The 22,748-nt window shown below is 61.3% G+C and carries 29 protein-coding genes and 1 tRNA gene; 8 read left to right on the plus strand and 22 right to left on the minus strand.

Annotation, left to right across the window (positions count from 1 at the left end; all coding sequences use genetic code 11):
* On the plus strand, window positions 1–373 hold a 373-nt coding region (locus tag QUG01_RS07385; protein ID WP_500829560.1), incomplete at its 5' end, for a hypothetical protein.
* A gap of 184 nt (window positions 374–557) precedes the next feature.
* Here QUG01_RS07385 and QUG01_RS07390 read toward each other — a convergent pair.
* From QUG01_RS07390 to QUG01_RS07410, 5 genes are all read right to left on the minus strand, one after another.
* A complete protein-coding gene (locus QUG01_RS07390; RefSeq protein WP_500829561.1) occupies window positions 558–827 on the minus strand; it encodes a hypothetical protein in 270 nt (89 codons plus the stop codon).
* A gap of 87 nt (window positions 828–914) precedes the next feature.
* Window positions 915–1,304 carry a hypothetical protein gene (locus QUG01_RS07395; RefSeq protein WP_500829562.1) on the minus strand — a complete coding sequence of 130 codons (390 nt, stop codon included), beginning with the start codon at window positions 1,302–1,304 and terminating at the stop codon, window positions 915–917.
* A gap of 242 nt (window positions 1,305–1,546) precedes the next feature.
* A complete protein-coding gene (locus tag QUG01_RS07400) occupies window positions 1,547–3,322 on the minus strand; it encodes a PI-PLC domain-containing protein (RefSeq protein ID WP_500829563.1) in 1,776 nt (591 codons plus the stop codon).
* 83 nt (window positions 3,323–3,405) lie between these two features.
* Entirely contained in the window at window positions 3,406–3,759 is a 354-nt protein-coding gene (locus tag QUG01_RS07405; RefSeq protein WP_500829564.1) for a hypothetical protein, read from the minus strand.
* Window positions 3,760–4,015: 256 nt separating this feature from the next.
* Window positions 4,016–4,399: a hypothetical protein gene (locus tag QUG01_RS07410; protein ID WP_500829565.1), complete on the minus strand. Its 384-nt coding sequence runs from the start codon at window positions 4,397–4,399 to the stop codon at window positions 4,016–4,018.
* A 52-nt stretch (window positions 4,400–4,451) separates the two neighbouring features.
* Here QUG01_RS07410 and QUG01_RS07415 point away from each other — a divergent pair, with 52 nt between their 5' ends.
* Window positions 4,452–4,691 (plus strand): type I restriction-modification enzyme R subunit C-terminal domain-containing protein, encoded by a 240-nt coding sequence (locus QUG01_RS07415; protein ID WP_500829681.1) that lies wholly within the window; start codon window positions 4,452–4,454, stop codon window positions 4,689–4,691.
* Window positions 4,692–4,837: 146 nt separating this feature from the next.
* On the opposite strand, the gene QUG01_RS07420 is transcribed toward QUG01_RS07415, so the two are convergent.
* From QUG01_RS07420 to QUG01_RS07460, 9 genes are all read right to left on the minus strand, one after another.
* Window positions 4,838–4,925: transfer RNA gene (locus QUG01_RS07420), tRNA-Ser, on the minus strand.
* Window positions 4,926–5,032: 107 nt separating this feature from the next.
* The gene (gene recN, locus QUG01_RS07425; RefSeq protein WP_500829566.1) at window positions 5,033–6,703 is read right to left on the minus strand and encodes a DNA repair protein RecN; all 1,671 of its coding nucleotides are present in this window, start codon (window positions 6,701–6,703) and stop codon (window positions 5,033–5,035) included.
* Between the two features lie 17 nt (window positions 6,704–6,720).
* Complete coding sequence (locus QUG01_RS07430) at window positions 6,721–7,596, minus strand: NAD kinase (protein WP_500829567.1); 876 nt, start codon at window positions 7,594–7,596, stop codon at window positions 6,721–6,723.
* Between the two features lie 9 nt (window positions 7,597–7,605).
* Window positions 7,606–8,274, minus strand: coding sequence for a response regulator transcription factor (locus QUG01_RS07435; protein WP_500829568.1), 669 nt, complete (start codon window positions 8,272–8,274; stop codon window positions 7,606–7,608).
* The gene (locus QUG01_RS07440) at window positions 8,274–10,544 is read right to left on the minus strand and encodes an ATP-binding protein (protein ID WP_500829569.1); all 2,271 of its coding nucleotides are present in this window, start codon (window positions 10,542–10,544) and stop codon (window positions 8,274–8,276) included. Before QUG01_RS07440 ends, QUG01_RS07435 begins: the two co-directional genes overlap by 1 nt.
* Before the next feature lie 89 nt (window positions 10,545–10,633).
* The gene (gene msrA, locus QUG01_RS07445; RefSeq protein ID WP_500829570.1) at window positions 10,634–11,167 is read right to left on the minus strand and encodes a peptide-methionine (S)-S-oxide reductase MsrA; all 534 of its coding nucleotides are present in this window, start codon (window positions 11,165–11,167) and stop codon (window positions 10,634–10,636) included.
* Window positions 11,168–11,177: 10 nt separating this feature from the next.
* Complete coding sequence (locus tag QUG01_RS07450; RefSeq protein WP_500829571.1) at window positions 11,178–12,110, minus strand: histone deacetylase family protein; 933 nt, start codon at window positions 12,108–12,110, stop codon at window positions 11,178–11,180.
* A gap of 7 nt (window positions 12,111–12,117) precedes the next feature.
* Window positions 12,118–12,333 carry a DUF1653 domain-containing protein gene (locus tag QUG01_RS07455; protein WP_103320541.1) on the minus strand — a complete coding sequence of 72 codons (216 nt, stop codon included), beginning with the start codon at window positions 12,331–12,333 and terminating at the stop codon, window positions 12,118–12,120.
* A 58-nt stretch (window positions 12,334–12,391) separates the two neighbouring features.
* Entirely contained in the window at window positions 12,392–12,847 is a 456-nt protein-coding gene (locus tag QUG01_RS07460; protein WP_500829572.1) for a GNAT family N-acetyltransferase, read from the minus strand.
* 70 nt (window positions 12,848–12,917) lie between these two features.
* Between QUG01_RS07460 and QUG01_RS07465 the strand changes: the two genes are divergently transcribed.
* The gene (locus QUG01_RS07465) at window positions 12,918–13,865 is read left to right on the plus strand and encodes a tRNA dihydrouridine synthase (RefSeq protein ID WP_500829573.1); all 948 of its coding nucleotides are present in this window, start codon (window positions 12,918–12,920) and stop codon (window positions 13,863–13,865) included.
* Between the two features lie 206 nt (window positions 13,866–14,071).
* Complete coding sequence (locus QUG01_RS07470; RefSeq protein ID WP_500829574.1) at window positions 14,072–15,604, plus strand: cyclic nucleotide-binding domain-containing protein; 1,533 nt, start codon at window positions 14,072–14,074, stop codon at window positions 15,602–15,604.
* Between the two features lie 68 nt (window positions 15,605–15,672).
* Here the strand turns inward: QUG01_RS07470 and QUG01_RS07475 are convergent, their stop codons facing one another.
* Both QUG01_RS07475 and QUG01_RS07480 read right to left on the minus strand, forming a co-directional pair.
* The gene (locus QUG01_RS07475) at window positions 15,673–15,819 is read right to left on the minus strand and encodes a hypothetical protein (protein WP_169829033.1); all 147 of its coding nucleotides are present in this window, start codon (window positions 15,817–15,819) and stop codon (window positions 15,673–15,675) included.
* Window positions 15,820–15,957: 138 nt separating this feature from the next.
* Window positions 15,958–16,554: a LexA family protein gene (locus tag QUG01_RS07480; protein WP_500829575.1), complete on the minus strand. Its 597-nt coding sequence runs from the start codon at window positions 16,552–16,554 to the stop codon at window positions 15,958–15,960.
* A gap of 257 nt (window positions 16,555–16,811) precedes the next feature.
* On the opposite strand from QUG01_RS07480, the gene QUG01_RS07485 reads away from it, so the two are divergent.
* From QUG01_RS07485 to QUG01_RS07495, 3 genes are read left to right on the plus strand one after another with little or no spacing between them, the layout of a single operon-like run.
* Window positions 16,812–17,039: a ParD-like family protein gene (locus tag QUG01_RS07485; protein WP_500829576.1), complete on the plus strand. Its 228-nt coding sequence runs from the start codon at window positions 16,812–16,814 to the stop codon at window positions 17,037–17,039.
* Window positions 17,036–17,827 (plus strand): type I methionyl aminopeptidase, encoded by a 792-nt coding sequence (map, locus tag QUG01_RS07490; protein ID WP_500829577.1) that lies wholly within the window; start codon window positions 17,036–17,038, stop codon window positions 17,825–17,827. Before QUG01_RS07485 ends, map begins: the two co-directional genes overlap by 4 nt.
* 3 nt (window positions 17,828–17,830) lie before the next feature.
* Window positions 17,831–18,523 (plus strand): helix-turn-helix transcriptional regulator, encoded by a 693-nt coding sequence (locus QUG01_RS07495; protein ID WP_500829578.1) that lies wholly within the window; start codon window positions 17,831–17,833, stop codon window positions 18,521–18,523.
* A gap of 65 nt (window positions 18,524–18,588) precedes the next feature.
* Here the strand turns inward: QUG01_RS07495 and QUG01_RS07500 are convergent, their stop codons facing one another.
* The 5 genes from QUG01_RS07500 to QUG01_RS07520 form a co-directional block, all read right to left on the minus strand.
* Window positions 18,589–19,161 (minus strand): DJ-1/PfpI family protein, encoded by a 573-nt coding sequence (locus tag QUG01_RS07500; RefSeq protein WP_500829579.1) that lies wholly within the window; start codon window positions 19,159–19,161, stop codon window positions 18,589–18,591.
* 81 nt (window positions 19,162–19,242) lie between these two features.
* A complete protein-coding gene (locus tag QUG01_RS07505) occupies window positions 19,243–19,806 on the minus strand; it encodes a GrpB family protein (protein WP_500829580.1) in 564 nt (187 codons plus the stop codon).
* Window positions 19,799–20,224 carry a GNAT family N-acetyltransferase gene (locus QUG01_RS07510; protein ID WP_500829581.1) on the minus strand — a complete coding sequence of 142 codons (426 nt, stop codon included), beginning with the start codon at window positions 20,222–20,224 and terminating at the stop codon, window positions 19,799–19,801. Before QUG01_RS07510 ends, QUG01_RS07505 begins: the two co-directional genes overlap by 8 nt.
* Window positions 20,225–20,761, minus strand: coding sequence for a GNAT family N-acetyltransferase (locus QUG01_RS07515; protein ID WP_500829582.1), 537 nt, complete (start codon window positions 20,759–20,761; stop codon window positions 20,225–20,227).
* Window positions 20,762–20,933: 172 nt separating this feature from the next.
* Window positions 20,934–21,299: a GNAT family N-acetyltransferase gene (locus tag QUG01_RS07520; RefSeq protein ID WP_500829583.1), complete on the minus strand. Its 366-nt coding sequence runs from the start codon at window positions 21,297–21,299 to the stop codon at window positions 20,934–20,936.
* Window positions 21,300–21,443: 144 nt separating this feature from the next.
* Between QUG01_RS07520 and QUG01_RS07525 the strand changes: the two genes are divergently transcribed.
* Window positions 21,444–21,812 carry a VOC family protein gene (locus tag QUG01_RS07525; protein ID WP_500829584.1) on the plus strand — a complete coding sequence of 123 codons (369 nt, stop codon included), beginning with the start codon at window positions 21,444–21,446 and terminating at the stop codon, window positions 21,810–21,812.
* 48 nt (window positions 21,813–21,860) lie between these two features.
* On the opposite strand, the gene QUG01_RS07530 is transcribed toward QUG01_RS07525, so the two are convergent.
* The gene (locus QUG01_RS07530; RefSeq protein WP_500829585.1) at window positions 21,861–22,469 is read right to left on the minus strand and encodes a thymidine kinase; all 609 of its coding nucleotides are present in this window, start codon (window positions 22,467–22,469) and stop codon (window positions 21,861–21,863) included.
* Window positions 22,470–22,748 lie beyond the last annotated feature (279 nt).

Below are 22,748 nucleotides of genomic sequence, written 5' to 3' on the forward strand. Positions count from 1 at the left end.
TTGTTCCGCGCTGGCAGAGAATGACTATGCGGCGCGCGAAACGCCTCGATTCGGCGCAAAACGCATCCCGGCGCGACAGCTCACTAAACGTCAACAGCCCCTAGAGCTTGTGAACCTGAAAGCGGTATTGGATGAGATACCTTCCACGCCTCAAGAAATCATCCAATGGCTTCGGCATGAAGCAAAGGAAGTCTTGCGGGAAGGTTTGGGGCTGTCGTCAGGCGATGTTTCAGAAATGATCATGCTGCGCAAACAGGACTTGAAAACCCTGATATCGGAAGGTTCTGGGGCGCCAGCGGATTTCATGAAGCTGGAAGCCAGTTTGGAGCTGCTTGATGCTGCTGCCGCGAAGACTGACAAGCAGAGGTGCTAGTGCGTGTTGGATCGGGCCGGCGAGATCGATTTGGAGTGGCATGGCTGTATGCATTCATATCAATGGTATTTGTTGTGCCGCTGGCTACTCGTGAGGCCCACTGTCTCGCAATGTCGCGCTAAGCTTTCTTGGATGAGAAAACCCGCCTTGGCGGGTTTTCATATTGCTGGTCCTGCGAGCAGAGTCAGGCGAGAGCAACCGAGTGATTGATCGGTTTGCCGTTAGCAGTGACGCCGTTTTCAGTGATGCTGATGTTATCTTCAGGGAAGACGATGTAGGCGGTGCTCTTGCCGCGTACTTGCAGCGACATCACGAAGCCGCGAAAGTCAGTGCGGTCCCAGCTGTCGTTTTTGCCGGGAGTCAATGCAAAATAGCTGGTATCGCCGCCGGTACCCCATTGGTTGATCGCGACTTGGTAGGTTTCGTTCGAGTTGTTGGTGACTTTGATGGTCATGATTCAGCTCCAGAAATAAAGTTGGGTGGAGAGTGCTACGGTGAAGCGCATGTGTTCATCCCGACTGAGCACATTCGCGGGCAACTCTTAATCAACCATCCTCACATCACACTTGTAGGTATGGGTGCCTACAGTGAATTGGCCTTGGCCGGTCCAGTCAGCGCCGAGACCGAAGCTGGCGGAGAAGGGGGCGAGGTAGGTGCCGATCGCCGGCGGGGCGACGGATACAGCGGCTTCGCCATGAACGGCGCCAACCCTGGTGATGTGGCCAAAGCCAGTGCTATGCATGGCGCCTGTGGCCGGGGAGCTGAAGGTTGGGGAGTGCTGCGTGCCTTCCAGGATGGAGCCATGTGCTTGGCCGTGTAGAGCGCCGGTGGAAGCATTGACCGTTACGGCCAGCGTCATGGAGCCTGCGCCAGTCATGCCTTTTTCGGGAGTGAAGCTCAGCTTAAGCAAATACAGGCCTGTCTTTTCCATAAGAAAATCTCCATTGAATTCAACAGCGTTGATATGACTTTCAATCGTCTTTCCAGGCTGAGCAGATGCCGATTAGGCCTGCTTGGTTCAGCCGGAACATACGATGCTGCCCCCTCGTACTGCCAATCTGAATCGCATCAGCCACTCGCAGGGTGGCGATGGATCAAATGCTCTCCCCCAGGGAGGGGAGGTGGTTCGCCCCCTCGCTTATCGTGATAAACGAGAGGGCATTTCTTGAACTCTTACTCCATGGCCAAGGTGAGCTGACCATTCTGGTTGGAAATATCCAGCAGGGAAGCGGCCTGTGTGGCGTCGAACGTAACGGACGATTTCACAAGCTGGCCCGCGATGTTCCGGCATGAGGCATTGATGGTGATGGACACCGGCTGACCAGTCAGGATGTAGCTGCCTGCAGGTATGAAGGGGTTGCCACTCGGCGTCGGCATGCTGGGCGTCGCGCCCGAGGCAGCAAGAGCCAAGGTCAGCTCGCCGTTCTGGTTCGATATGTCGCAAAGCCGGACGGCTTGGCCCGCGGAGTAGGTAATGGACGTGGTAACCGGGACGCCGGCAACGCTGAAGCAACGAGCTTCAAATGTGACCGAGATATCTTGGCTGGAGAGGTTATAGCTGCCGGCTGGCACAAACGGGCTGCCGCTGTGGGCCAGCGCGGCCGATGAGGCCATCCAGTTGATGGCCAAAGCCAATGCCGCATTCTGGCTATTGCTGACGTTGTCGGTGTAGAGGATGTTGGGGTAACACTGGCTGGTCAATGACGGCCACAGCATGCTGGGCAGTGCCGGGTTGGCGGTATTGGCCAAGTCCAGGATGCTATCGATACCAGGCAAAGTGAAGCAGGTCGCGGCTTGGGTATCGCTTTGGGTCAGAGTCCAGGACAGCAGGAACGGGTTGGAGTTTTGGCTCGTTCTTTGCTCCTTCATCTTGGTCATTTGGTCCGACGACATGTGGTTCAGGTCGTTCGTGCCTGTGTAGCTGTCGTAAACGTTCAGGTTCTTGTTGGTGTAGAAGCCTTGGGAGGCGAAGTTGCCAAGCGTGATGGAGTTATCGCTTGGTTGAACAATGATCAGCACGCGCGCCTGCCGATTGCCGATGTACGCGCCAAGGGTTTTGTTGCTCAGGTCAACGGTTGTCGGATTGGGGTCGATGTAACGGTTGTTGATGCCTTCCAGAGCGGTCAGCAGAGCGTTCCACTCACTCTGATTGAATGACCTGTAACTGCCGTTGCCCACATCCGTGTTCAGGTCGTGAGACAGATTCAAGATCACCAGCTCGCTGTTTGATGCGGTGTATGCGTTGACGTCGGAAATAATGGAGGCGATCGACTGACCGTTGGCGCCTTGCCAAGAGCTCAATGCGCTGATTTCAGAGTAATGGCCGGTGTAGTACTCGCCGCCGCTGATCACTGGGCGGAGATCGAAGTAACGCGCGCCCTGCGTGAGCTGGCCAAACAGGTTAAGCGTTTGCGTGATGGTATTGCACGGCTGGCCGAAGGCGGTGTGGGAGTGGTTCTGGCTCATGCCGGAATCGTGGGAGCCTGGGAGGCAGAGCTGGCGCAATGTCCGCTGTCGTAAGAAGATCAGGTTGCTCTGCATCCATGATGTCGGCGGATTGCTGGATGTGAAGGATCCAACTTGCCCGGCTAGGATGAAGTTGACGTAGCCATCATGATCCCAGCCTAGCGGCAGGACGCTGCCTTGGGGATTGTTCTGCGTGGCAATGCTGAGGAAAGCGATTTGCAGGTTGAAGCCATTGCTGGCGCGTGCTTGTACTTGGAAGGAGAGAGGGATGCCTCCGGCGTTCATGGTATAGGTCGCTTCCCCTCCGTCGTCGCTTGTGTGGTGGAAGATGTTCTGATCCCACTCCACGTAAACGGTTGCAGCCGTTCCCGCAGGTATGGTTTGCGGGAAGGACCAGCTGTTCATTTGATACGAGTGCTCATAGCTTTTATTCCAGTCGTAACTGGTGCTATTGACGAGGGTAATGCGGCCACCTTGACCCATAATTCTCTCCTTGACTCGTTTGATTGCAAAAATTCAAGATGCCCTGAAATGAAAAAAGACCGCAATTAGATGATGCGAGCTTTTTAATCCACGTACTCACAAGAACAGCTTGTGTATTCCAGCTTTGTGTTTACGTATACGTGGCATGACTTTTCATGCTTATTGTTTTTGTAGAGCCTAACGGTTAGGTGAGTATTTTTGTCAGTTGGAGTCTCATGCGGGCCAGCTACAACCATTGCGCCGGAGGTTTGTCCGGCCATGCTGTAATAGGCTTTGACGGTGCTGCATTGCATGACCACATTGCTAGCGGCTTTTTTGGACATGGGCTTTGTCGATGGCGCATCCCAATTCGAACTGAAATCCAAATAGCCCGCCATGGCATTGTGAGATGCCATCAAAAAAAGAGTGGCGATTGCCGGTAGGACAATTTTTCTCATGCGAGCGCAATCCTTGGCTTGGTTCAAAGGCGACTTGGATGTGTCTTGGAACTGGGCGTCAGGCTAGAGCTCGGCTGGGAGGGTGTCAAAAAGGGTTGTGATTTTCCAAATCACGACATTTTGTCATGCATTTGAATATTGGGTTGGGTGGTTTATATTTGCAGTTTGCGTCGACTCATAGCGCAGATTTCTTATGACCTCCCCCGGAGGCCCCTTCGGCTCGGCGTAAGCCGAGTGCATCGCCTGCTCAAGTTGGCTAACGTTCTTCTTGCCGTAGCGATGCAGGGTGGTGTGGTGGACGCCGTGGCGGTCGCCCAGGTCGCGGCAGCTGGGGCCTTTGCCGGTGGCCCATTTGCGGATGATGTCCCGGTCGGTTTTGAAGCCGTACTTGCAGAGCGTGTGGGGGGTAAATCATTTCGGTTTCGCGCTGGACGTGCAGGGCCCATAGCATGGCGCGCTGAAAATTGAGCAGCCGGTTGATCTTGGCCATGATCATGGCGGCCTGGGCCTTCTTCTCTTGCATCGTCAGCGCCTCGAATTCGGGCGGTTCGTACTGGCCAAAATGCTGGGTCTTCAAAAGCAACGTGGTTTCCATTTGGAAGCACAGCCCCGCCAGGTTCTGAATCGTCGATGCGTGCATCTCGCCCCTGCTTGCTCAGCATGCGGCCTGGGCGTTTTCGATCGGCTTGATCGTGATCTTTACCCCTGGTTGTTCTGCGTACCCATGTCAATCAGTCCCGGCCGGCCAGATTGAGCTCATCCAACTGATAGTCCGCGAGCTGACCGAAAACGGCGTGATGGAGCCGAGCCGCTTATTCGAATCGCCGTTTACCAGCCTGAGCGCGACCGGGCCAATGGCGATTTTCCCGGCAGCTACGGTCCAGCGCATCATCGCCGTGCTGGGCGACATCAAGCAGAAGGCGGCGGGGTAGGCGTGGCAGTCGATCTGCCGGAATCTATACACACATAAGCAAGATTGCAGAGAACATTTTTGTGTGTAGTTAATTGGATGATGGCGTGTTTGCCGTGGCGGGGGCGAATGGCAAAGGCCCGGACGATCTATCCGGGCCTTTTGTATTGGCGGAGGCTGTGGGATTCGAACCCACGGACGGTTGCCCGTCGGCAGTTTTCAAGACTGCTGGTTTAAACCACTCACCCAAACCTCCAAAATCTCAAATTTTCCGGCTTATCCAAAACCATGGCATGAAAACAGCTTTGCCTGGTTGCGGAATCGGTAAGAGGCGGCAATTCTAACCGGAATCGCCGCGCTTGGCTAGAGGGCGGCGGCGTTGGCTGCCAGCATTTCCGCGGCGTGTTCGCGCGTGGTTTGGGTCAGTTCGGCGCCGCCCAGCATGCGGGCGATTTCCAGCACGCGCTGTTCGGCGTCCAGCGGCGCGATGCGGCTGAGCACTTGGCCTTTGTGTTCGCGTTTGCTGACCTGCCAATGGTTTTTGCCGCAGGAGGCCACCTGGGGCAGGTGGGTGATGCACAGCACCTGATAGCGCTGGCCCAGGTCGCGCAGCATGTGGCCGATGACCTCCGCCACGCGGCCGCCGATGCCGACGTCCACTTCGTCGAAGATCAGCGTGGGCACGCTGGCCACCTGGCTGATCACCACCTGCATTGCCAGGCTGATGCGCGACAGTTCGCCGCCGGAGGCCACCTTGGCCAGGGGCCGCAGGCTGGTGCCGGCATTGGCCGCCACCAGGTATTCGATGGATTCCATGCCGTGCGCGCCGGGCTCGGCCAGCGCGGACAGTTCGATGGCGAAGCGGGCGCCGCCCATGGCCAGCTTTTGCATCTCTCCGGAGATGCGGTCGGACAGTTCGCTGGCGGCTTGGCGGCGCTTGCCGGACAGCGCTTCGGCCAAGGTGCGGTAGCGCGCCAGGCTGGCGGATTCGGCCACGCTCAGCGCTTCCACGTCCACGCTGGCTTCCAGCGCGGCCAGTTGCCGCTGCCAGTCCGCCAGTTTGTCGGCCAGGTCGGCCGGCTGTACCCGGTATTTGCGGGCGGTGCTCATCAACAGGTCCAGCCGGCGCTCCATTTCCACCAGCTGGCTTGGGTCCTGGTCGATGTCGCTGGCGTAGTCGCGCAGGCTGTACACCACTTCGCGCAGCTCGGCGTCCACCGAATCCAGCAGAGACAGCGTGTCGGCCAGCCTGGGGTCCAGATTGGACAGCTTGGACAGGCGGTTCTGCACATGGGCCAGTTGGCTCAGGCAGCTATCGTCGTTTTCTGACAGCACGTCTACCGCCTGCAGGGCGCTTTGCACCAGTTCGGCCGAGTTGGCGAGCCGGGTGTGGCTTTGGTTCAGCACCACCCATTCGTCCGGTTGCAGATTGAGTTCGCTCAGCTCGCCGATCTGCCAGGTCAGGCGTTCGCGCTCCACTTCCGATTCGCGCGATAGCCGTTCGGCGTCCTGCCGGGCCTGGCGCGCGGCCTGCCATTCCTGCCAGGCCTTGTGCACATCGCGCGCCAGGGCGGCGGAGCCGGCGTAGGCGTCCAGCAGCTGGCGCTGGGTTTCGCTCTTCATCAGTGACTGATGCGCGTGCTGGCCGTGGATGTCCACCAGGAATTCGCCAAGCTGTTTCAACTGGGCCAGGGTGGCGGCCTGGCCGTTGACGAAGCTCTTGGAGCGGCCGTTGCGGTCGATCAGCCGGCGCAGCAGCAGTATGCCTTCGTCGCCGGCCAGCTCGTTTTCCGCCAGCCAGGCGTCCACTTCCGGTCGTTGCGCGATGGAGAATTCCGCGGTGATTTCGGCGCGCTCGGCGCCTTCGCGCACTTGGGCGCCTTCGGCGCGGTCGCCCAGCAGCAGGCCCAGCGCATCCAGCATGATGGATTTGCCGGCCCCGGTTTCGCCGGTGAGCACGGTGAAGCCGGGTGTGAAGTCCAGCGCGATGCTGTCGACGATGACGAAGTCTTTTACGGTCAGCGAGAGAAGCATGGTGTGTGGTGTGCCGGTTAGATCAGCCGTTCGCCCCAGTGCAGCTTGTGGCGCAGCATGTCGTAGTAGTTGTAGCCCTCGGGGTGCAGGATGCGCAGCGGATTGCGGTAGCGGCGGATCAGCACCCGGTCCATTTCCATCAGGTCGCAGTGCAGCTGGCCGTCGAAGTGCACGCGCGCGTCCAGCCCGCGGGTGAGCATGAATTCCACCTCGCAGGAGTCGTTGACGGCAATCGGCCGATTGGACAGCGATTGCGGGCAGATCGGCACCAGGGCGATGGCCTGCAGCGTGGGGTGCAGGATGGGGCCGCCAGAGGCCAGCGAGTAGGCGGTGGAGCCGGTGGGGGTGGACACGATCAGGCCGTCCGAGCGTTGGCTATAGACGAACTGGTTGTCGATGAACACTTCAAACTCGATCATCGACCCCACCGCGCCGCGACTGAACACCACGTCGTTGAAAGCCAGCGCGCTGGCCACCTCGGCGTCCTCGCGGATGACGGCGGCCTGCAGCAGGATGCGGTCTTCCGGCACGAATTTGCCGAGCAGGATGGCGTCTATCGAATCCAGCATCTCGTGCAGCGGGATGTCGGTCATGAAGCCCAGCCGGCCCTGGTTGATGCCGACCAGCGGCACGCGGTACGGCGCCAGTAAGCGGGCGATGGACAGCATGGTGCCGTCGCCGCCCAGCACGATGCACAGATCGGCCAGCTTGCCCATGTCGTTGCGGTCGATCAGCGCATGGCCGCCGGCCTCGTCCGCGGCGATGCTGTCCTTGTCGATCAGCACCGTGGCGCCGCCGGCTGCCAGATGATCAGCCAGCTGCAGCAATGAGGGCGTGATGCCGGGTTTGCTGTGGCGCGCTACTAGACAAATGTGTTTGAACAGTCTTTGCATGCGACGATTTTACTGGTTTGGCGGCGGTTCGTTGAAAAAAACGTCGTCGCTGCGTTTTTTGCCGGTGGCCTCCAACGCCTTGAGGTAGAAACGCACCAGGTCGGCCAGGGAGTCGACGCCGAGCTTGCTGAACAGGTTGGCGCGGTGAACCTCGATGGTGCGCGGCGACAGGTCCAGTTCGCGCGCGATTTCCTTGCTGGACAGGCCATCCGCCACCAGCTCCAGCACTTCGCGCTCGCGGCCGCTGATGCGGGAGAGCTGGCTCATGACCTCCTGGGTTTCCTCTTCCTGCTGGTGCTGCTGGATGCTGATGCGGATGCCGCGGCGCAGGCTGGAGATCAGCCGGTTCTGGTCTATCGGCTTGGTCAGGAAGTCGATGGCGCCGGTCTGGAAAGCGCGCCGGCATTGTTCGATGTCGCCATGGCCGGTGATGAAGACGATGGGGATGTTGATGTCGCGCTCGATCAACTGTTCCTGCAGCGCCAGGCCGGTGATCTGCGGCATGCGGATGTCCAGCACCAGGCAGCAGATCTGGTTGCCTTGGTAGGCATCGAGGAATTCCATCGCGTTGGGATAGCTGACGGTGCGCATGCCCTGCGCGGTGATCAGCATGGCGAGCGAATCCAGCACGGCGGGATCGTCGTCGACGATGAAAACGGTAGGGGTGGTATTTTGCATCAGGCTTCTACTCCGGATGGTGCCGCCACGCAGCTTGCGGCGCATGGCAGGTCGATGATGAACTCCGCTCCCGAGCCGGGTTTGTTGCCGGCGATCAGCTTGCCGCCAAAGGCTTCGATCGCTGTCTGGCAGATGGCCAGACCCAGGCCCATGCCGTTTGGCTTGGTGCTGAAAAACGGGTCGAAGATCCGGTCCAGCGTGTCCGGGGGAATGCCGCAGCCATTGTCGCCTATGATCAGCTGCACCCGGTCTCCCTGTTTGCGGGTGGTGATGCTCAACCGTCCCCAGGGGCGGGTCTGCTCCATGGCTTCTACCGCATTGCGAGCCAAATTCAGCACCACTTGTTCAAGCTGGATAGTGTCAGCGTATACCAACGGCAACTCATGTGCGAAGTTTTGCTCGATATGGATGTCGTGATCATGCAGCTCGTAATCCAGCAGCGATAGCGCATTGTGCACGGCCTGATTGAGCTGCAACGGCACCAGCTGCTGGTTTTTGCGGGTGACGAATTCGCGCAGGCGGTGGATGATGCGGCCGGCGCGGTCGGCCTGGTTGACCGACGAAGTGAGGGCACGGCGCAGCATGGCCATATCGGTTTCGTCGTCATCCAGCAGGCTCAGCGCGGCCTGGCAATAGCTCATGATGGCCGATAGCGGCTGGTTGATCTCATGGGCGATGCCGGAGGCCATTTCGCCCATGGTGTTGATGCGCGCCACGCGGGCGAGTTCCATCTCATGCTGGCGCAGACGGGTTTCGCTGGCCTCCAGCGCGGCTAGCATGCGGCGCCGGATCGGCGCCGTGTCGCGGAAGGTCAGCACGGTGCCGATCAACTGGCCGTTGCGGCCCAGCAGCGGCGACACTGAACCTTCTACCAGCAGCTTTTCGCCGCCGCGCCGCTTCAGGTAGCAGTTTTGCGCCAGGTATACCACTTGCAGCGTGGCTACGGCTTGTTCCACCGGGTCGCGCACCGGCTGGCGCGAGAACTCGTAATGCAGCGGCGCCACCTGCTGCAGGCGCCGCTGCAGCGCCTGGGCGGCGGGCAGGCCCAGCAGCATTTCCGCGGCCGGGTTCAGGTACTGGATGATTTGCTGGGTGTCTATGCTGATGACGGCGTCGCCGATGCTGCGCAAGGCGACGCTGGCGTATTCGCGTTCGCGGTAGATATCGTCCTGGCTGCGTTCGCGCGCGCGGCGTTGTTGTTCCAGCAGCGCCAGCGCCAGCCACAGCAGATAGGCCGGCAGCAGGGCGAACAAGCCGCATAGCGCGGCTTCGCCCCATGTGGCGCGTTCGAAGCTCAGCTGTCGGCTCAGCAGCAGGTCATAGGGCAGGCCGGGCAGGCTGTCCTGGCGTTGCAGCATGGGCAGCCATTCGCTCAGGCCGTTTGCCAGGCGTTCCCGCGCCAAGGGCAGCGCGGCGGGCGTTTCGCCATCGCGCCGCAGCAATTGCACGGTGTAGCGTTGGGCGGCGGCGTCCGGCAAGGTCAGCAGCGGTTTCAAATAAAGAATCTGCATGACCACGCCGGCCGATTGTTCTATCCGCACCATGGGCACCGGCGAGGGCGGCTCGACGCGGTATACGGTTTGAAATAGCGCCACGCCGGGTTCGCCATTGTAGAGCCGCAGCGTGGGGGAGATGGCCTGCATGTGGCCCAGCGCCTGGTGGATTGAGGCGCTGAGCACGCTGTCGTCCAGCAGGTCCAAGCCCATTTCGCGCCAGTCCGGGGAGGCCAGCCCCGGTTCCGCCATGCTCAGAGGCAGATAGCGGGAGCGGGCGGGGGCCTCGCGCCAGGCTGCCGGATTGCGCCAGCTGTTGTTCTGGTCGTGCAGGTAGTCCTGTATGCGATAAGGCTTGCCCAGCGCGCGGGCCTGTTGTTGTTCGAAGCGCTTGCGTTCCGGCTGGCTGATCAGCGGCTGATAGCCGATGAAGTAAAGTTGCGGTTGGTTGGGCGCAGCCGCCTGGGCCAGTTCGCGGATTTGGGATTGGCTATTCTGCGGCGCGGCGGCGGCGATCTCCTGCGCTCGGTTCTGCAGGCGCAGGCTGTCGCGCAAGGCGCGATCGGCGCTTTGCCGCAGCAGGCTGGCGGTTTCGTGGAATGCCTGGCGCTGTTGCCGGATATCCTGCAGCAGGGTGTGGCCAAACAGCATGCCGAAGGCCAGCAGCCAGCATAAGGCGCTCAGCCATTTGCTGCGGCTTGAGGCGTCTCGCAGCAGTTGCAGATGAGTAGACAGTGCGCAGAGGGCAGAGGAGCGGGGCACTTCAACGTCTGGCATGCTTCTGGCTTCGGTGGGGGCAAGTATGTGGGCGGAATGTCAATGCGGTTGGGCGCGCGCCATTATACCGGCCCCGCCCGGCATTGCGCCTAGCTGTTTTGCAATAAATGCGAGAATTTTTGCCTAATCTTGCTCAGTTTGGGCGAAATCACCAGCTGGCAATAGTTTTGCTGCTGGTTTTGCGCATAGTAATTCTGATGATAGTCTTCTGCGGGGTAGAATGTGGCCGAGCCTTCCAGCCGGGTGACGATGGGCGCGTCGAATACGCCGTCCTGCTCCAGCTGGCGCATGGTTTCCACTGCGACGGCGCGCTGCGCGTCGTTCTGGCAGAAAATCACCGAGGCGTACTGGCTGCCGACGTCGTGTCCCTGGCGGTTCAACGTGGTCGGGTCATGCACGGCGAAGAAGACTTGCAACAGGGTGGCGTAGTCGATGACCGCCGGGTCGAAGGTGACGCTCACCACTTCCACATGACCGGTGGCGCCGCCGCAAACCTGTTTGTAGCTGGGGTTCGCTTCCTGGCCGCCGCAATAGCCGGATACCACGCTGCTGACGCCGCGCAGCGGCGCGAAAGCCGCTTCCAGGCACCAGAAGCAGCCGCCGCCCAAAACCGCCTGTTCCATGTTTTCTCCTTCAGCTTCCATTGATTCGAGACGCCGCGGCGCGCAGTTCTGCGTCGCCAAAGGCGGCACAAGCCAGTCTGACGGTTTCCGCCTGGATTGTCACGGTGTCTTCTATCGGAACGGCGTAGCCGCCGGCCATGGTCAGCGCCAGCGCGGCATCATGGCGGCGGCATGCATCCAGCACCATGCGGTCACGCTCGGCCAAACCCTGCTTTGATAAGCCCAGTCGGCCTAACCGGTCGCCGTGGTAGGGGTCGGCGCCTGCCAGGTAGAACACCAAGTCTGGCCGGGAGGCCTCGAACACCTGCGGCAGGGCACGGGCCAGCGTGGCCAGATAGGCGGCGTCGTCCGTATTGTCCGGCAGGTCGATGTCCAGCGTGCTGGCCTCGCGGCGGAACGGGAAGTTGCGCGCGCCGTGCATGGAAAAAGTGTAGATGCGGGGTTCGTCCGCGGTCATGGCCGCGGTGCCGTTGCCCTGATGCACATCGAGATCCACCACCAGCACGCGGCGCACGCGCGCCTCGCTCAGCATCAGCATGGCGGCGACGGCGACGTCGTTGAACACGCAGAAGCCGCTGCCCTTGGCGCGGGAAGCGTGGTGGGTGCCGCCCGCCAAGTTGACGCCGCATCCCTCGAGCAGGGCGCAGCGGCTGGCGGCGATGGTGGCGCCGACCGAGCGCAGGCTGCGTTCGACCAACTCCGGCGACCACGGCAGGCCGATTTCGCGTTGCAGCCTGGGATTGAGCGTGCCGCTCAGCACGGCCTCTATGTAGTGCGGATCATGGGCTTGGGCCAGTTCCAGCCGCGTAGCGGCCGGCGCCGGCTCCATCCATGGCGCGGCGAAGGCCGCCACCCTGTCGGCCAGCAGCCGGTATTTCTCCGCCGGGAAGCGGTGGCCTGCCGGCAGCGGCAGCGGAAACTGGTCGGTGCGGTAGAGGCGCATCGCACGCTCAGAGAGGCTGGATCAAGGCAAAGCGCGGCACGACACGGCCTTCGTGCTCCACCGTTTCGGTGAACATCGCAGCCGGCCGCGCCCACAGGCCGTATTCGCCGTACAGCGCGCGGTACATCACGATAGGTTCATTGGTTTCCGTGTGCATGGCGACGTCCAGTACCTGATAGAGCTGGCGATTGCGGAAATGTTGATAGATGCCGGGAGCGGGCATGCTGGCCTCCTGCTTGGGTAGAACGGGGGGCGAGGATGCCGCAAGCCGGGCGGCAGCGTCAAGGATGCTCGCTGTTCCAGTAGTAGACCCGGAAATCCCGGTCCAGGGTAAAGCCGGTGCGCTCGTACAGTTGTTGCGCAGCATGATTGTCGTGCGCGGTCTGCAGCATGATCTCGCCGCCGCCCAGATCGCGGGCGTATTGCTGGCAGCGCTGGATCAGCAGCTCGCCGATGCCGCTGCCGCGCGCCTCCTGCGCGACGTAAAGGTCGTGCAGCACCCAGCAGGGTTTCAGCGTCAGCGAGGAAAAACCGGTGTACAACAAGGCAAAGCCCTGCGGCTGTTCGTTTTCGCTGGCGACGAAGGCCACGGCCTGGCGGCGGCGCAATCTTTCGCTTAGATAGTCCTGGCAAGCTTCGGCCGGGTGGCTGACGCGGTAAAAGCCCAGATAGGCCGTGAACAGCGGCAGCCAGTCCGCGACGGATTCCGGAGTGGCAATGGCGATGGAGGCGGGCATCGGTCAATCTCCCTGATGTTTATGTTGGTGTTGGGTTACAATAACGCCCTTTTTCTCAGCAGGTTAGACAATGAAGCTGGTCCTCGCCCCCATGGAGGGTCTGGTCGACGATGTGATGCGCGATGTGCTGACCCGCATTGGCGGCATCGATTTGTGCGTCACCGAATTCGTCCGCGTCACTTCCGTGTTGCTGCCCACCCGCACCTTCATGCGGCTGGCGCCGGAGCTGGCCCATGGCGGCAAGACCCGCGCCGGCGTGCCGGTTCGCGTGCAACTGCTGGGGTCGGATCCTGCCTGTCTGGCTGAAAACGGTGCCAAGGCCGCCGCGCTGGGCGCGCCGGGGGTTGATTTGAATTTCGGTTGTCCCGCGCCGACTGTCAACCGTCATCGCGGCGGCGCGGTGTTGCTGAATGAGCCGGAGCTGCTGCATCAGATCGTCGCCGCCACCCGGCGCGCGGTGCCGGCCGACATCCCCGTCACCGCCAAGATGCGGCTGGGCTACGAAGACAAGAGCCGGGCGCTGGAGTGCGCGCAGGCCATCGCCAGCGCTGGCGCCGACGAATTGACGGTGCATGGCCGCACCAAGGTGGAGGGCTACAAGCCGCCGGCGCATTGGGACTGGATTGCCCGCATCCGCGAGGCGTTGACGATTCCGGTGATCGCCAATGGCGAGGTCTGGACCTTGGACGACTATCGGGCGATCCGCGCGGAAAGCGGCTGCGACACGGTGATGATAGGCCGTGGCCTGGTGGCCTGTCCGGATCTGGCGGCGCGCATCATTGCCGGCGCGCCGGCGCAGCCTATGGCCTGGGCTGATATGCTGCCATGGGTGGAGGACTTTTTCCGCCAATGCTGGCAGAAGTCCGCAGAGAACCGTTATCCGGCGGCGCGGCTGAAGCAGTGGCTAGGTTTGCTCAAGCGCAGCTGGCCGGAGGCAGCGGAGCTGTTTGAGCAAGTGCGGCGCGAGCAAGAGGCTGAAAAGATTGAGGATATTCTAAAGTCAAAATTGGGTAAGTAGATATACTCATATCGCCAGCGGGATGTTGTTGATAACATCAAATGGCGTTGTGCTTTGGTATAAGCGCAACGTTGTAAATTCTGCCGGCCGCCTGGCTGCGGAACTTACACTTCCCCGATACCTTGCACCCTCCCTTAAAACGGGAGGGATTTTTTTTGTACTCTGTCATGAACTATTAATAAAACAAAAGTCGTGACGGAAAATACATGGAATCTCTTCCTGCGGTCGGCTGGCTGGAAAGCCTGATGTCCATTGCCTGGCATGGATCGCTGGCCTTGTTTGTCGGCGTGACGGCCTTGTTCGCCGCGCTGCTCTATGCCTTGCGCCACGATAGCCGCACACGCGTCGCGCGCTCCATGGGAATCGCGCTGTTTTGCCTGTTGCTGATCAACTTCAACCTGACTGGCGTTGTCGGCCAAGTGCTGCGTCAGGCAGCGGTGGTGGTGGTGGGCCTGGCGCTGATCCGCGTATGGGCCATGCTGCTGTTCCGCTTGCTGATTCCTGTCCTCAGGCTGCATCCATCGCGGATTCTCGAAGACATCGTCGTGGCCATAGGCTATGTCGGCTGGGGCTTGGTGTTATTGCGCCTGGCCGGTCTGGATCTGAGCCACATCGTCACCACGTCGGCCGTCATCACTGCGGTGCTGGCCTTTTCCATGCAGGATACGCTGGGCAATCTCCTGGCCGGGCTGACTCTGCAGTTTGACAACTCCGTCGATATCGGCGACTGGGTCAAGGCTGGCGATCTGATCGGGCGAGTGGTCGAAATCAATTGGCGCGCCACCATTCTGGAAACGCGCAACTGGGAAACCGTGGTGATTCCCAACAGCGTGCTGGTGAAGAACCACTTTTCCATCCTCGGCAAGCGCCATGGCGCAGCCAGGCAATGGCGGCGTTGGATCTGGTTCAATATCAATTGGGAGACGCTGCCGACGCAGATCATCAGCGTGGTGGAGCATTCCTTGCGCGAGGCCCAGCTGCCGGGCGTCGCCCAGTCGCCGGAGCCGAGCTGCATCCTGATGGCCTTTGAAAACGGCTTCAGCCGCTATGCGGTGCGCTATTGGCTGACCGATCTGTCGGCGGACGACTATACCGACTCCATCGTGCGCACCCATATCGACGCGGCCCTGCGCCGGCATAATATGCGCATGGCATCGCCGTTCTTCAATGTGCTGACGATCAAGGAAAACGAGAAGTACATCGAAGCGCGGATGAAGCGCCACCTGGAGGAACGGGTGCTGGCGCTGCGCAAGGTGGAGTTGCTGTCGGGCCTGAACGATGAAGAGATGGTGATCCTGGCCGACCGCTTGAAATTCACGCCGTTTGTCACCGGCGACATCATCATGCATCAGGGGGCGGTGGCGCACTGGCTGTACATCATGCTGTCCGGCGAGGTGGAGGTGTGGGTGACGCTGCCGGACGGCCGGCGCAAGCTGGTGGATGTGTTGAAAGCCGGCAGCTTCTTTGGCGAGATGGGCTTAATGACGGGGGAGTCGCGCAGCGGCACGGTGATCGCCCGGTCCAATGTGGAGTGCCTGAGGCTGGACAAGGAGGCGTTTCAGGCCATCCTGGTCTCGCGCAAGGAATTGGCCGAGACGATTTCCTCGATTCTGGCGGAACGGCTGGAGGAGCGCCGCAGGAAAATGCCGGAAGCGCTATTGGACGAGACAGAGGGGGTGCCGCATGGCGGCGAATTGGTGGAGCGCATCCGCAATTTCTTTGGGCTGAACAAGCATTGACCCGTCCTCCTGCCTGCCATTCCTGAGCCGCGCCTTGTCATTTGCCAGGACTTCCGGCCTGGCGAGGTTCAGACAAATTGCACCGGCACAAACACATGGCGGCCGGTGCGGCTGGTCAGCACCTGGGGTTGGCCTTCTATCATGGCGCGATAAGGGCGCGGCAGACGCTTCCAGTCGTTGAACTTCATCTTGATGTGATCGCTGTGCTTTCCCATGGAAGATCTCCTGTTTTTGCTTGAGCTGACAAAACAACGAGCTGTGCATTTGCTTGCCGATAGGCGCCGCTAAGCACGCCGTGATCCTGGGTTGCGCATTCTTGGCTAGCATGCGCTGCGAGGCGTGATTGGCGACGATTAGTCGACTTTGTGGATGACATTGGTCACCACGCCCCAGATATGAAACGAAGCGTCTTCCGGCACGGTTATCGGCTGATAGGCCGGATTTTCCGGCAGCAGCCGCAGGCCATTCGGGCCGCGTTCCAGCCGTTTTACAGTGAGTTCGCCATTGAGCGCGGCCACCACCACTTTGCCATTGCGCGGTTCGCTGACGCGCTCCACCAGCAGCAGGTCGCCATCATGGATGCCGGCGCCCTGCATCGAATCGCCCTTGACCCGCACCATGAAGGTGTCGCCCGGGCGGCTCACCAGGTGCGTGTTCAGGTCGATGTCGGCTTCCTTCATATCGTCCGCCGCCACCGGCGAGCCGGCGGGCACGCTGCCGGCGAACAGCGGCAGCGACAGCTCGCTCAACTGCGCGCCCAGCGTGCGGAAGTCGAAGGCTTGCTCGCTGTTGACGGTGCGCCAGCTGCGATAATCCTCCAGCCATTGCTGCAGAATGGCGCGCAGCGGCTCCGGCACGCGGACGGCGACGGTTTTGTCGCCGCCGAAGGCGGACTTGCGGCCGGCGCCTGAGCGTTTTCCGCCGTGCTGATTGGGCTTATCGGTTTCCATGGTTTGATTTTGTACAATTTCAAATGCAATTGCAAGCGGCCTGAACGGAAATGGCGCGGCAAACCGCGGAATCGTTGAGAATACAGGCTTGCACGCTGTGTGATTCCAGCCACAGCCCGGGCTGGGGTGGCGTGTCTCAGCGATTTGGCGCTCAGGCTAGGCCTGCGGAAGGCATTTCGGCTTGATGGCGATGCTTGCCAGGGTGGTTTTGCATAGCTAATATATGTTTCATATATTAAACGTATATCGAGAACCACATGGGCATCGTCAAGATTTCCGAGCAAATGCATGACAATCTGCGCACCGCCAGCGAGGCGCTGAGCCGCTCCATCAACTCCCAGGCCGAGCACTGGCTGCGCATAGGCATGCTGGCGGAGCTGCATCCCGACTTGCGCTACAGCGAAATCTGCCAGCTGTTGCTGCGCGCCAGCCAAGGCGGCATGGGGCTGGACCTGCAGCGGCAGGGCGAGGAGGTGGCGCGATGAGCCGGGTGGTGATCAAGTCCCCGGCCGAGGTGTCCAAGGCGCGCGAGGCGGGCAAGCTGGTGGCGGAGCTGCTGGCCATGATAGGCGAGCACGTCAAGCCCGGCGTCAGCACTGAGGAGCTGGATGCGCGCTGTCACGAGCACATCGTCAAGGTGCAGCGCGCCAAACCGGCCAATGTAGGCTATTACGGCTATCCGAAGACCATCTGCGCCTCGGTCAACCAGGTGGTGTGCCATGGCATTCCGTCGCCCAAGCAGATTTTGCGCGACGGCGACATCATCAATATCGACGTGGCGGTGATCAAGAACGGCTGGCATGGCGACAGCAGCCGGATGTTCTATGTCGGCACGCCCAGTCCGGAAGCGAGGCGTCTGGTGGACACCTGCTATGACGCGATGCGCGCCGGCATCCGCGCGGTGCGTCCGGGCGCTTCGCTCGGCGACATCGGACACGCCATCCAGACCCTGACCGAGGGCGCTGGCTTCAGCGTGGTGCGCGAATATTGCGGCCACGGCATCGGCAAGGTGTACCACGAGGAGCCGGAGGTGCTGCATTACGGCCGTCCGGGCATCGGCATGAAACTGAAACCAGGCATGGTGTTCACCATCGAGCCGATGATCAACGCCGGCCAGGCGTCCACCCGCCAGCTGGGCGACGGCTGGACGGTGGTGACGCAGGATGGTTCCTGGTCCGCCCAGTGGGAGCATATGGTGGCGGTCACCGAGCATGGCTATGAGGTGCTGACGCCATGGCCGGACGGGACCAACGGTTACCCTGCGATAAGCTGAGCCATGGCGCGTTCCGAACGACTGCTTGACTTGCTGCAGCTGCTGCGGCGCTATCGCCTGCCGGTGACGGCGCAAGCGCTGGCCGACCAGCTCGGCGTCAGCGTGCGCACCGTCTATCGCGACATCGCCAGCCTGCAGCTGCAGGGCGCGAATATCGCCGGCGAGCCGGGCATGGGCTACCAGTTGCGGCCGGGCTTCCTGCTGCCGCCCTTGATGTTTGCCGAAGAGGAGATCGAGGCGCTGGTGCTGGGCATGCGCTGGGTGGAAAAGCGGGCCGATGCGCGTCTGGCCCGCGCCGCCGGCAATGCGCTGGCCAAGGTGGCGGCGGTGCTGCCGGACGATCTGCGGCGGCGGCTGGAGGATGAAACCTTGCTGGTCGGGCCGGCGGAGGGGCCGCAGATGGCCGTGGACATGGCCGCGTTGCGCGACGCCATCCGCCAGCAGCGCAAGCTGGCCTTGTGTTATCGCGACATCAAGGGAGACGATAGCCAACGGATCGTGTGGCCATTCGCCGTCGGCTTCTTTGAAAAAGTGCAGGTGCTGGCGGCATGGTGCGAGCTGCGGCAGGATTTCCGCCATTTCCGCTGTGATCGGATTCAACAGTGCGACAGCCTGAATGAGCGCTACCCGCGCCGCCGCCAGGCTTTGTTAAGGGAATGGCGGCAGCGTTTGGGAATCGCCGCCGATGCGGTTTGACGACATGTCAACGTAGTGCCGCCCGCACAGAGGCCCTGAGCCAAGGCGCGCGACAAGGAGGCAAGCTAAGCCCGCTTGCGATGCTCGGCGGCGTGCATGGCCAGGTAGGCATCCAGGTCGGCGCCGCCGAAGCCCAGCGTATTGAGAATTTCAGCCATGAAACTCACCGGCGCGGTGCCCGGGGCCGTGACCACGCCTTGGTCGGCAACCGCGTAAGGCACATCCTGATAGTAAGCGGCGCCCGCGTAAGCAAGCGCAGACAAGTTGTCCGCGGAGTTCGAAGTGTGGCGGACCTTGTCTAGCACGCCGGCTTGCGCAAGCACGCGGGTGCCGTCGCAAATGCCGGCAAGCACAATGTTTTGGGCATGGGCGGCGGCCAGCAAGGCAGTCAGGTCCGGCGCTTGATCGGTTTGCCAGATGGTGCCGCCGCATACGATGAGCAGGTCTAGCCCATCGAGTTGAATGGACTCAATGGCCAGATGCGGGGTGACCATCAACCCGCCGGAGGAGGTGACGGGCGTGCCGCCGGGTGTGGCAAAGCGCACCTCGCAGCCATAATAAAAACGCAGCGAGGAGTTGATCAGGGCTGTTTCCCAGTCGGAAAAGTGCTCGGTGAGGAGGGTAATGGCGCGCGTCACAGGATTGTCCTTGTCAAGTTTTGGATGGCCCGGGGCTGTGCCGGGTGTCCGGAATGTAATCCATGACGCGGTCAGTTTCTGTCAGTAGCCCTGTTGGTCCTGCCGCCAGCCGCTTCGCTCTGCCCATTGTTCCGCCGCCAGGTAGATCAAGTCCACCGCCGGATCCTTGACGTCGGGATAGGTTTCCCAGTCCTCCAGGCTGTTTGCCAGCCTGCGCTTCAGTTCCCCATAGGCGGCCGCCATGGCCGGCTGCGCGCGCAGGTAGTCGCGGAACAGCAGGGCGTAGCGCTGGTTGGCGCTGCCGGCGCGGCGCACATGGATATGGGCGCGGCGTTGGCCCGCGGGTTCGCGGAAAAAGAATTTTGCCCATTGCTCCGGCGCATCGTCGCTGCCTGGCGGCAGATGGTCGCGGTGGAACGGCTTGCGTTCGAAACCGGCTGCGCTCAGGCGGCTGGCCGCGGTCTCGTCCAACTCCGCCACCGTGATCTGTACGTCGATCACGTCCTTGGCGGCCAGGCCGGGCACCGCGGTGGAGCCGATGTGGTCGATGCGCAGCGCCAGCTGGCCCAAGGCAGCGCGAAGCTGGCTGGCGAGGGCTTGGAACTCCGCGGCCCAGCGGGCTTGATGCGGCACGATCTCAATCATGTCGCAGGCTTTCCGAGAAGTGGAAGGCCACTATGTCCATCTTGCGGTTCAGATAGAAACGATGGGCGCGATGGCGCTGCACGCCGGAGTCCAAATGGATTTCGCTGCAGCCCTGATCCTTGGCCAGCTGGCGCAGCCAAGCCATCATCGCCGCGCCGTGGCCATGGGAGCGCGCGCTGTCGTCGGTGGCCAGGTCGTCAACGTACAGGCTTTTGCCGGCCACCAGCGTGCGCTGGATACGGAAGCCAGCCACGCAGGCTACGGCATCGCCATCTAGCAGATAAGCCAGCTGGTATCCCTCCGCCATCTGCGCGCGCACGATGGCGACAAAGTTCTCCGCCTGCAGATGCGGCCGCAACTGGCGCATCACGGCGAAGCAGCGTTCTATTTCCTGGTCCTCTGTGGCCAATTGGATCATCTATCTCTCCTGTATATGGCTGTACATCCAGAAGTCGCGCGACGGGCCGCGCACCTTGCGATAGCTGCGCAGCAGCCCCTCGCGCTCGAAGCCGTTGCGCTCCAGCACCTGGATGGAGCGTTGGTTGGCCGGCAAGACCGTGGCCTGGATGCGGGCGAGGCCGATGCGAGTATGTCCCCAGGCCAGCAAGCTGGCGCAGGCCGCGAAGGCCAGGCCGCGCCCCCAGGCGGCGGGGGAGAGATCATACGCCAATTCCGCGCTGGCATTGACGGGCATGACGGTATGGAAGCCGGCGGTGCCGAGCAGGCGGTCGTTGCCGCGGTCGGCGATGGCGAAGCGCAGGGCGCTGCTATCGGTGAAACGCTCCGTTTGCCAGGCGTAGTGCTCCAGCTCGGCGGGGGACTGCACATTCCAGCTGGTGTGCTGGTAGACAGCCTCCTGCGTCAGATAGTCGAACCAGGGTTGGATATCGTCCTGACGCAGCGGGCGGAGGATGGCTTGTGGGTGGTTGAGGATGGGCATCTCAGTGAACAGCATGATGGTTTCTCCTCTGTTTTATCGCTTGCAGCTACGTTATGCGCCTCGGTGTTGTTTTAAATCGACGGCGTAGAAATATTCGATCGAACCATCCTTGTTGACGCCGGCCAGCTCGCCGACCTTGCGTCAGCCCAAGTCCGTGAAGATTTTCTGGCTGGCGAGGCACCAGTCTTCAGTGGAGGAGAGCAGCATTCTCCCTCTGGCCTGCCTGTATGGTTTCCACCAATTGCTTGGCTATGCCTTGTCCGCGCATGGCGGGTGCGACGCAAAGATAGGTCAGCAGCGGCTGGCCCAGCAGCCCGGCGGGCTGATAGCTGGCATAGGCCACGACTTGATCATGTTGTTCCGCCACCAGGCAGCAGCCACTGGCGATTTCTTGTTGGCGGTTGCCGCCCATTTCGTCAAAGCCAGCGATGTGGGCCTGGTCGCTTTCCTCTGCGTGGCGGATAGCGATATCTGGTGCTGTTTCGGATGCCAATTGGGTTGGCGGTGAGTCGCATGGGCTGGACGGAAGGAAATCAACAGATAGGTTTGGCATGGTTGGCGAGGTGCGGAAAGTGTCAGAAGTAAAAGCATATTGTCATATCTAAATTGTGCGCACTACTGACAAAATTTGACAGTGCCATGGCTTAGCATGAACGCATGCCGGGACCTGACCGGTGTTCAGCCAAGGAGAGTCGCCATGCAACACCCCAATTTTGTGATCCTGTATGTGGACCAGCCGGCGCGCAGCGCCCGTTTCTATTCGCAGTTGTTTGATCTGCAGCCGATTGAGGCGTCGCCCACCTTTGCGATGTTCAAGTTCGCTTCCGGCATGCGTTTGGGCTTGTGGTCGTGCCATACGGTGGAGCCGGGCGCCAAGGTCTTGGGCGGCGGAGGGGAATTGATTGTCCAGTTCGAGGATGCCGCCGCGCTGGAGGCGGGGCTGGCGCGTTGGCAAGCCTTGGGTTTGCCCATTTTGCAGCCTATGACCGATATGGACTTCGGCCGCACTTTTGTGGCCTTGGACCCGGATGGGCATAGACTGCGGGCTTACGTGGCGGCGGAGTGAAAACGGGCCGGCTTGGCCGGCCCGAGGCGAGGCTGCCGCGCGGGCGGATCAGTCGCGATGAAAGCATTGGCCGCATACGGCGCGGTAGCGCGCCTCGTCGCCGATTTCCACTTGCGGGCCTTCTTTTACCCGGTGGCCTTGGCCATCGATGCGGATGTGCATCGTCGCTTTGCGGCCGCATTGGCAGATGGTCTTGATCTCTTCCACGTCTTCCGCCAGCGACAACAGCCAGGCGGAGCCGGGGAAGGGGTGGCCGCGGAAGTCGGTGCGCAGGCCAAAGCAGATCACCGGAATATGGCGGGTGTGGGCCAGGCGGTGCAGTTGCTGCGCCTGCTCCGGCGTCATGAACTGCGCTTCGTCCACCAGGATGCAGGCCGTGTCGCCGTAGTCCTGCGCCAGAAAGTCGAATCCGGCGTCGAAGGTGTTGGCCTCGCGCTGGATATTCAGCCGCGAGGTCACCATGCCCACGCCGTAGCGGTCATCGATGGCGCTGGTGTACAGCGTCACCGCTTTGCCCATGGTTTCATAGTTGTTGGCGATCTGCAGCAGCTGCGTGCTTTTGCCGCTATTCATCGCGGCGTATCGAAAAAACAGTTTGGCCATGCTGATGGTAGGGAGTGCGAGTGCCGGGGCGCGCAGCATACCATGACGCGCCATGCTTGTGAGGCCCAGGAAGACGCGCAGCGATCTGCGCGGGCGGTTTTTTTCCAATATCGGGCGCGGTGTTGGAATGCGGGCAGGCGAATGATGAAACGATTCGCAGGGGCGAGAGAGGCGAAGAGGGCTGGCGCTGGCAGATAGTGTCATGACTGGGTCATGACGCGGCCGATTTGACGTGATTTTTCGAATGGAGAGGTAGGGATTTTCATTGCAATGCAAACGGAATTATGCGCATGAGTAGCTTTTTGTCATGTAGTTTTGTTTCACATAAAGAAA

The sequence above is a fragment of the Chromobacterium sp. CCUG 76385 genome, assembly GCF_059916625.1.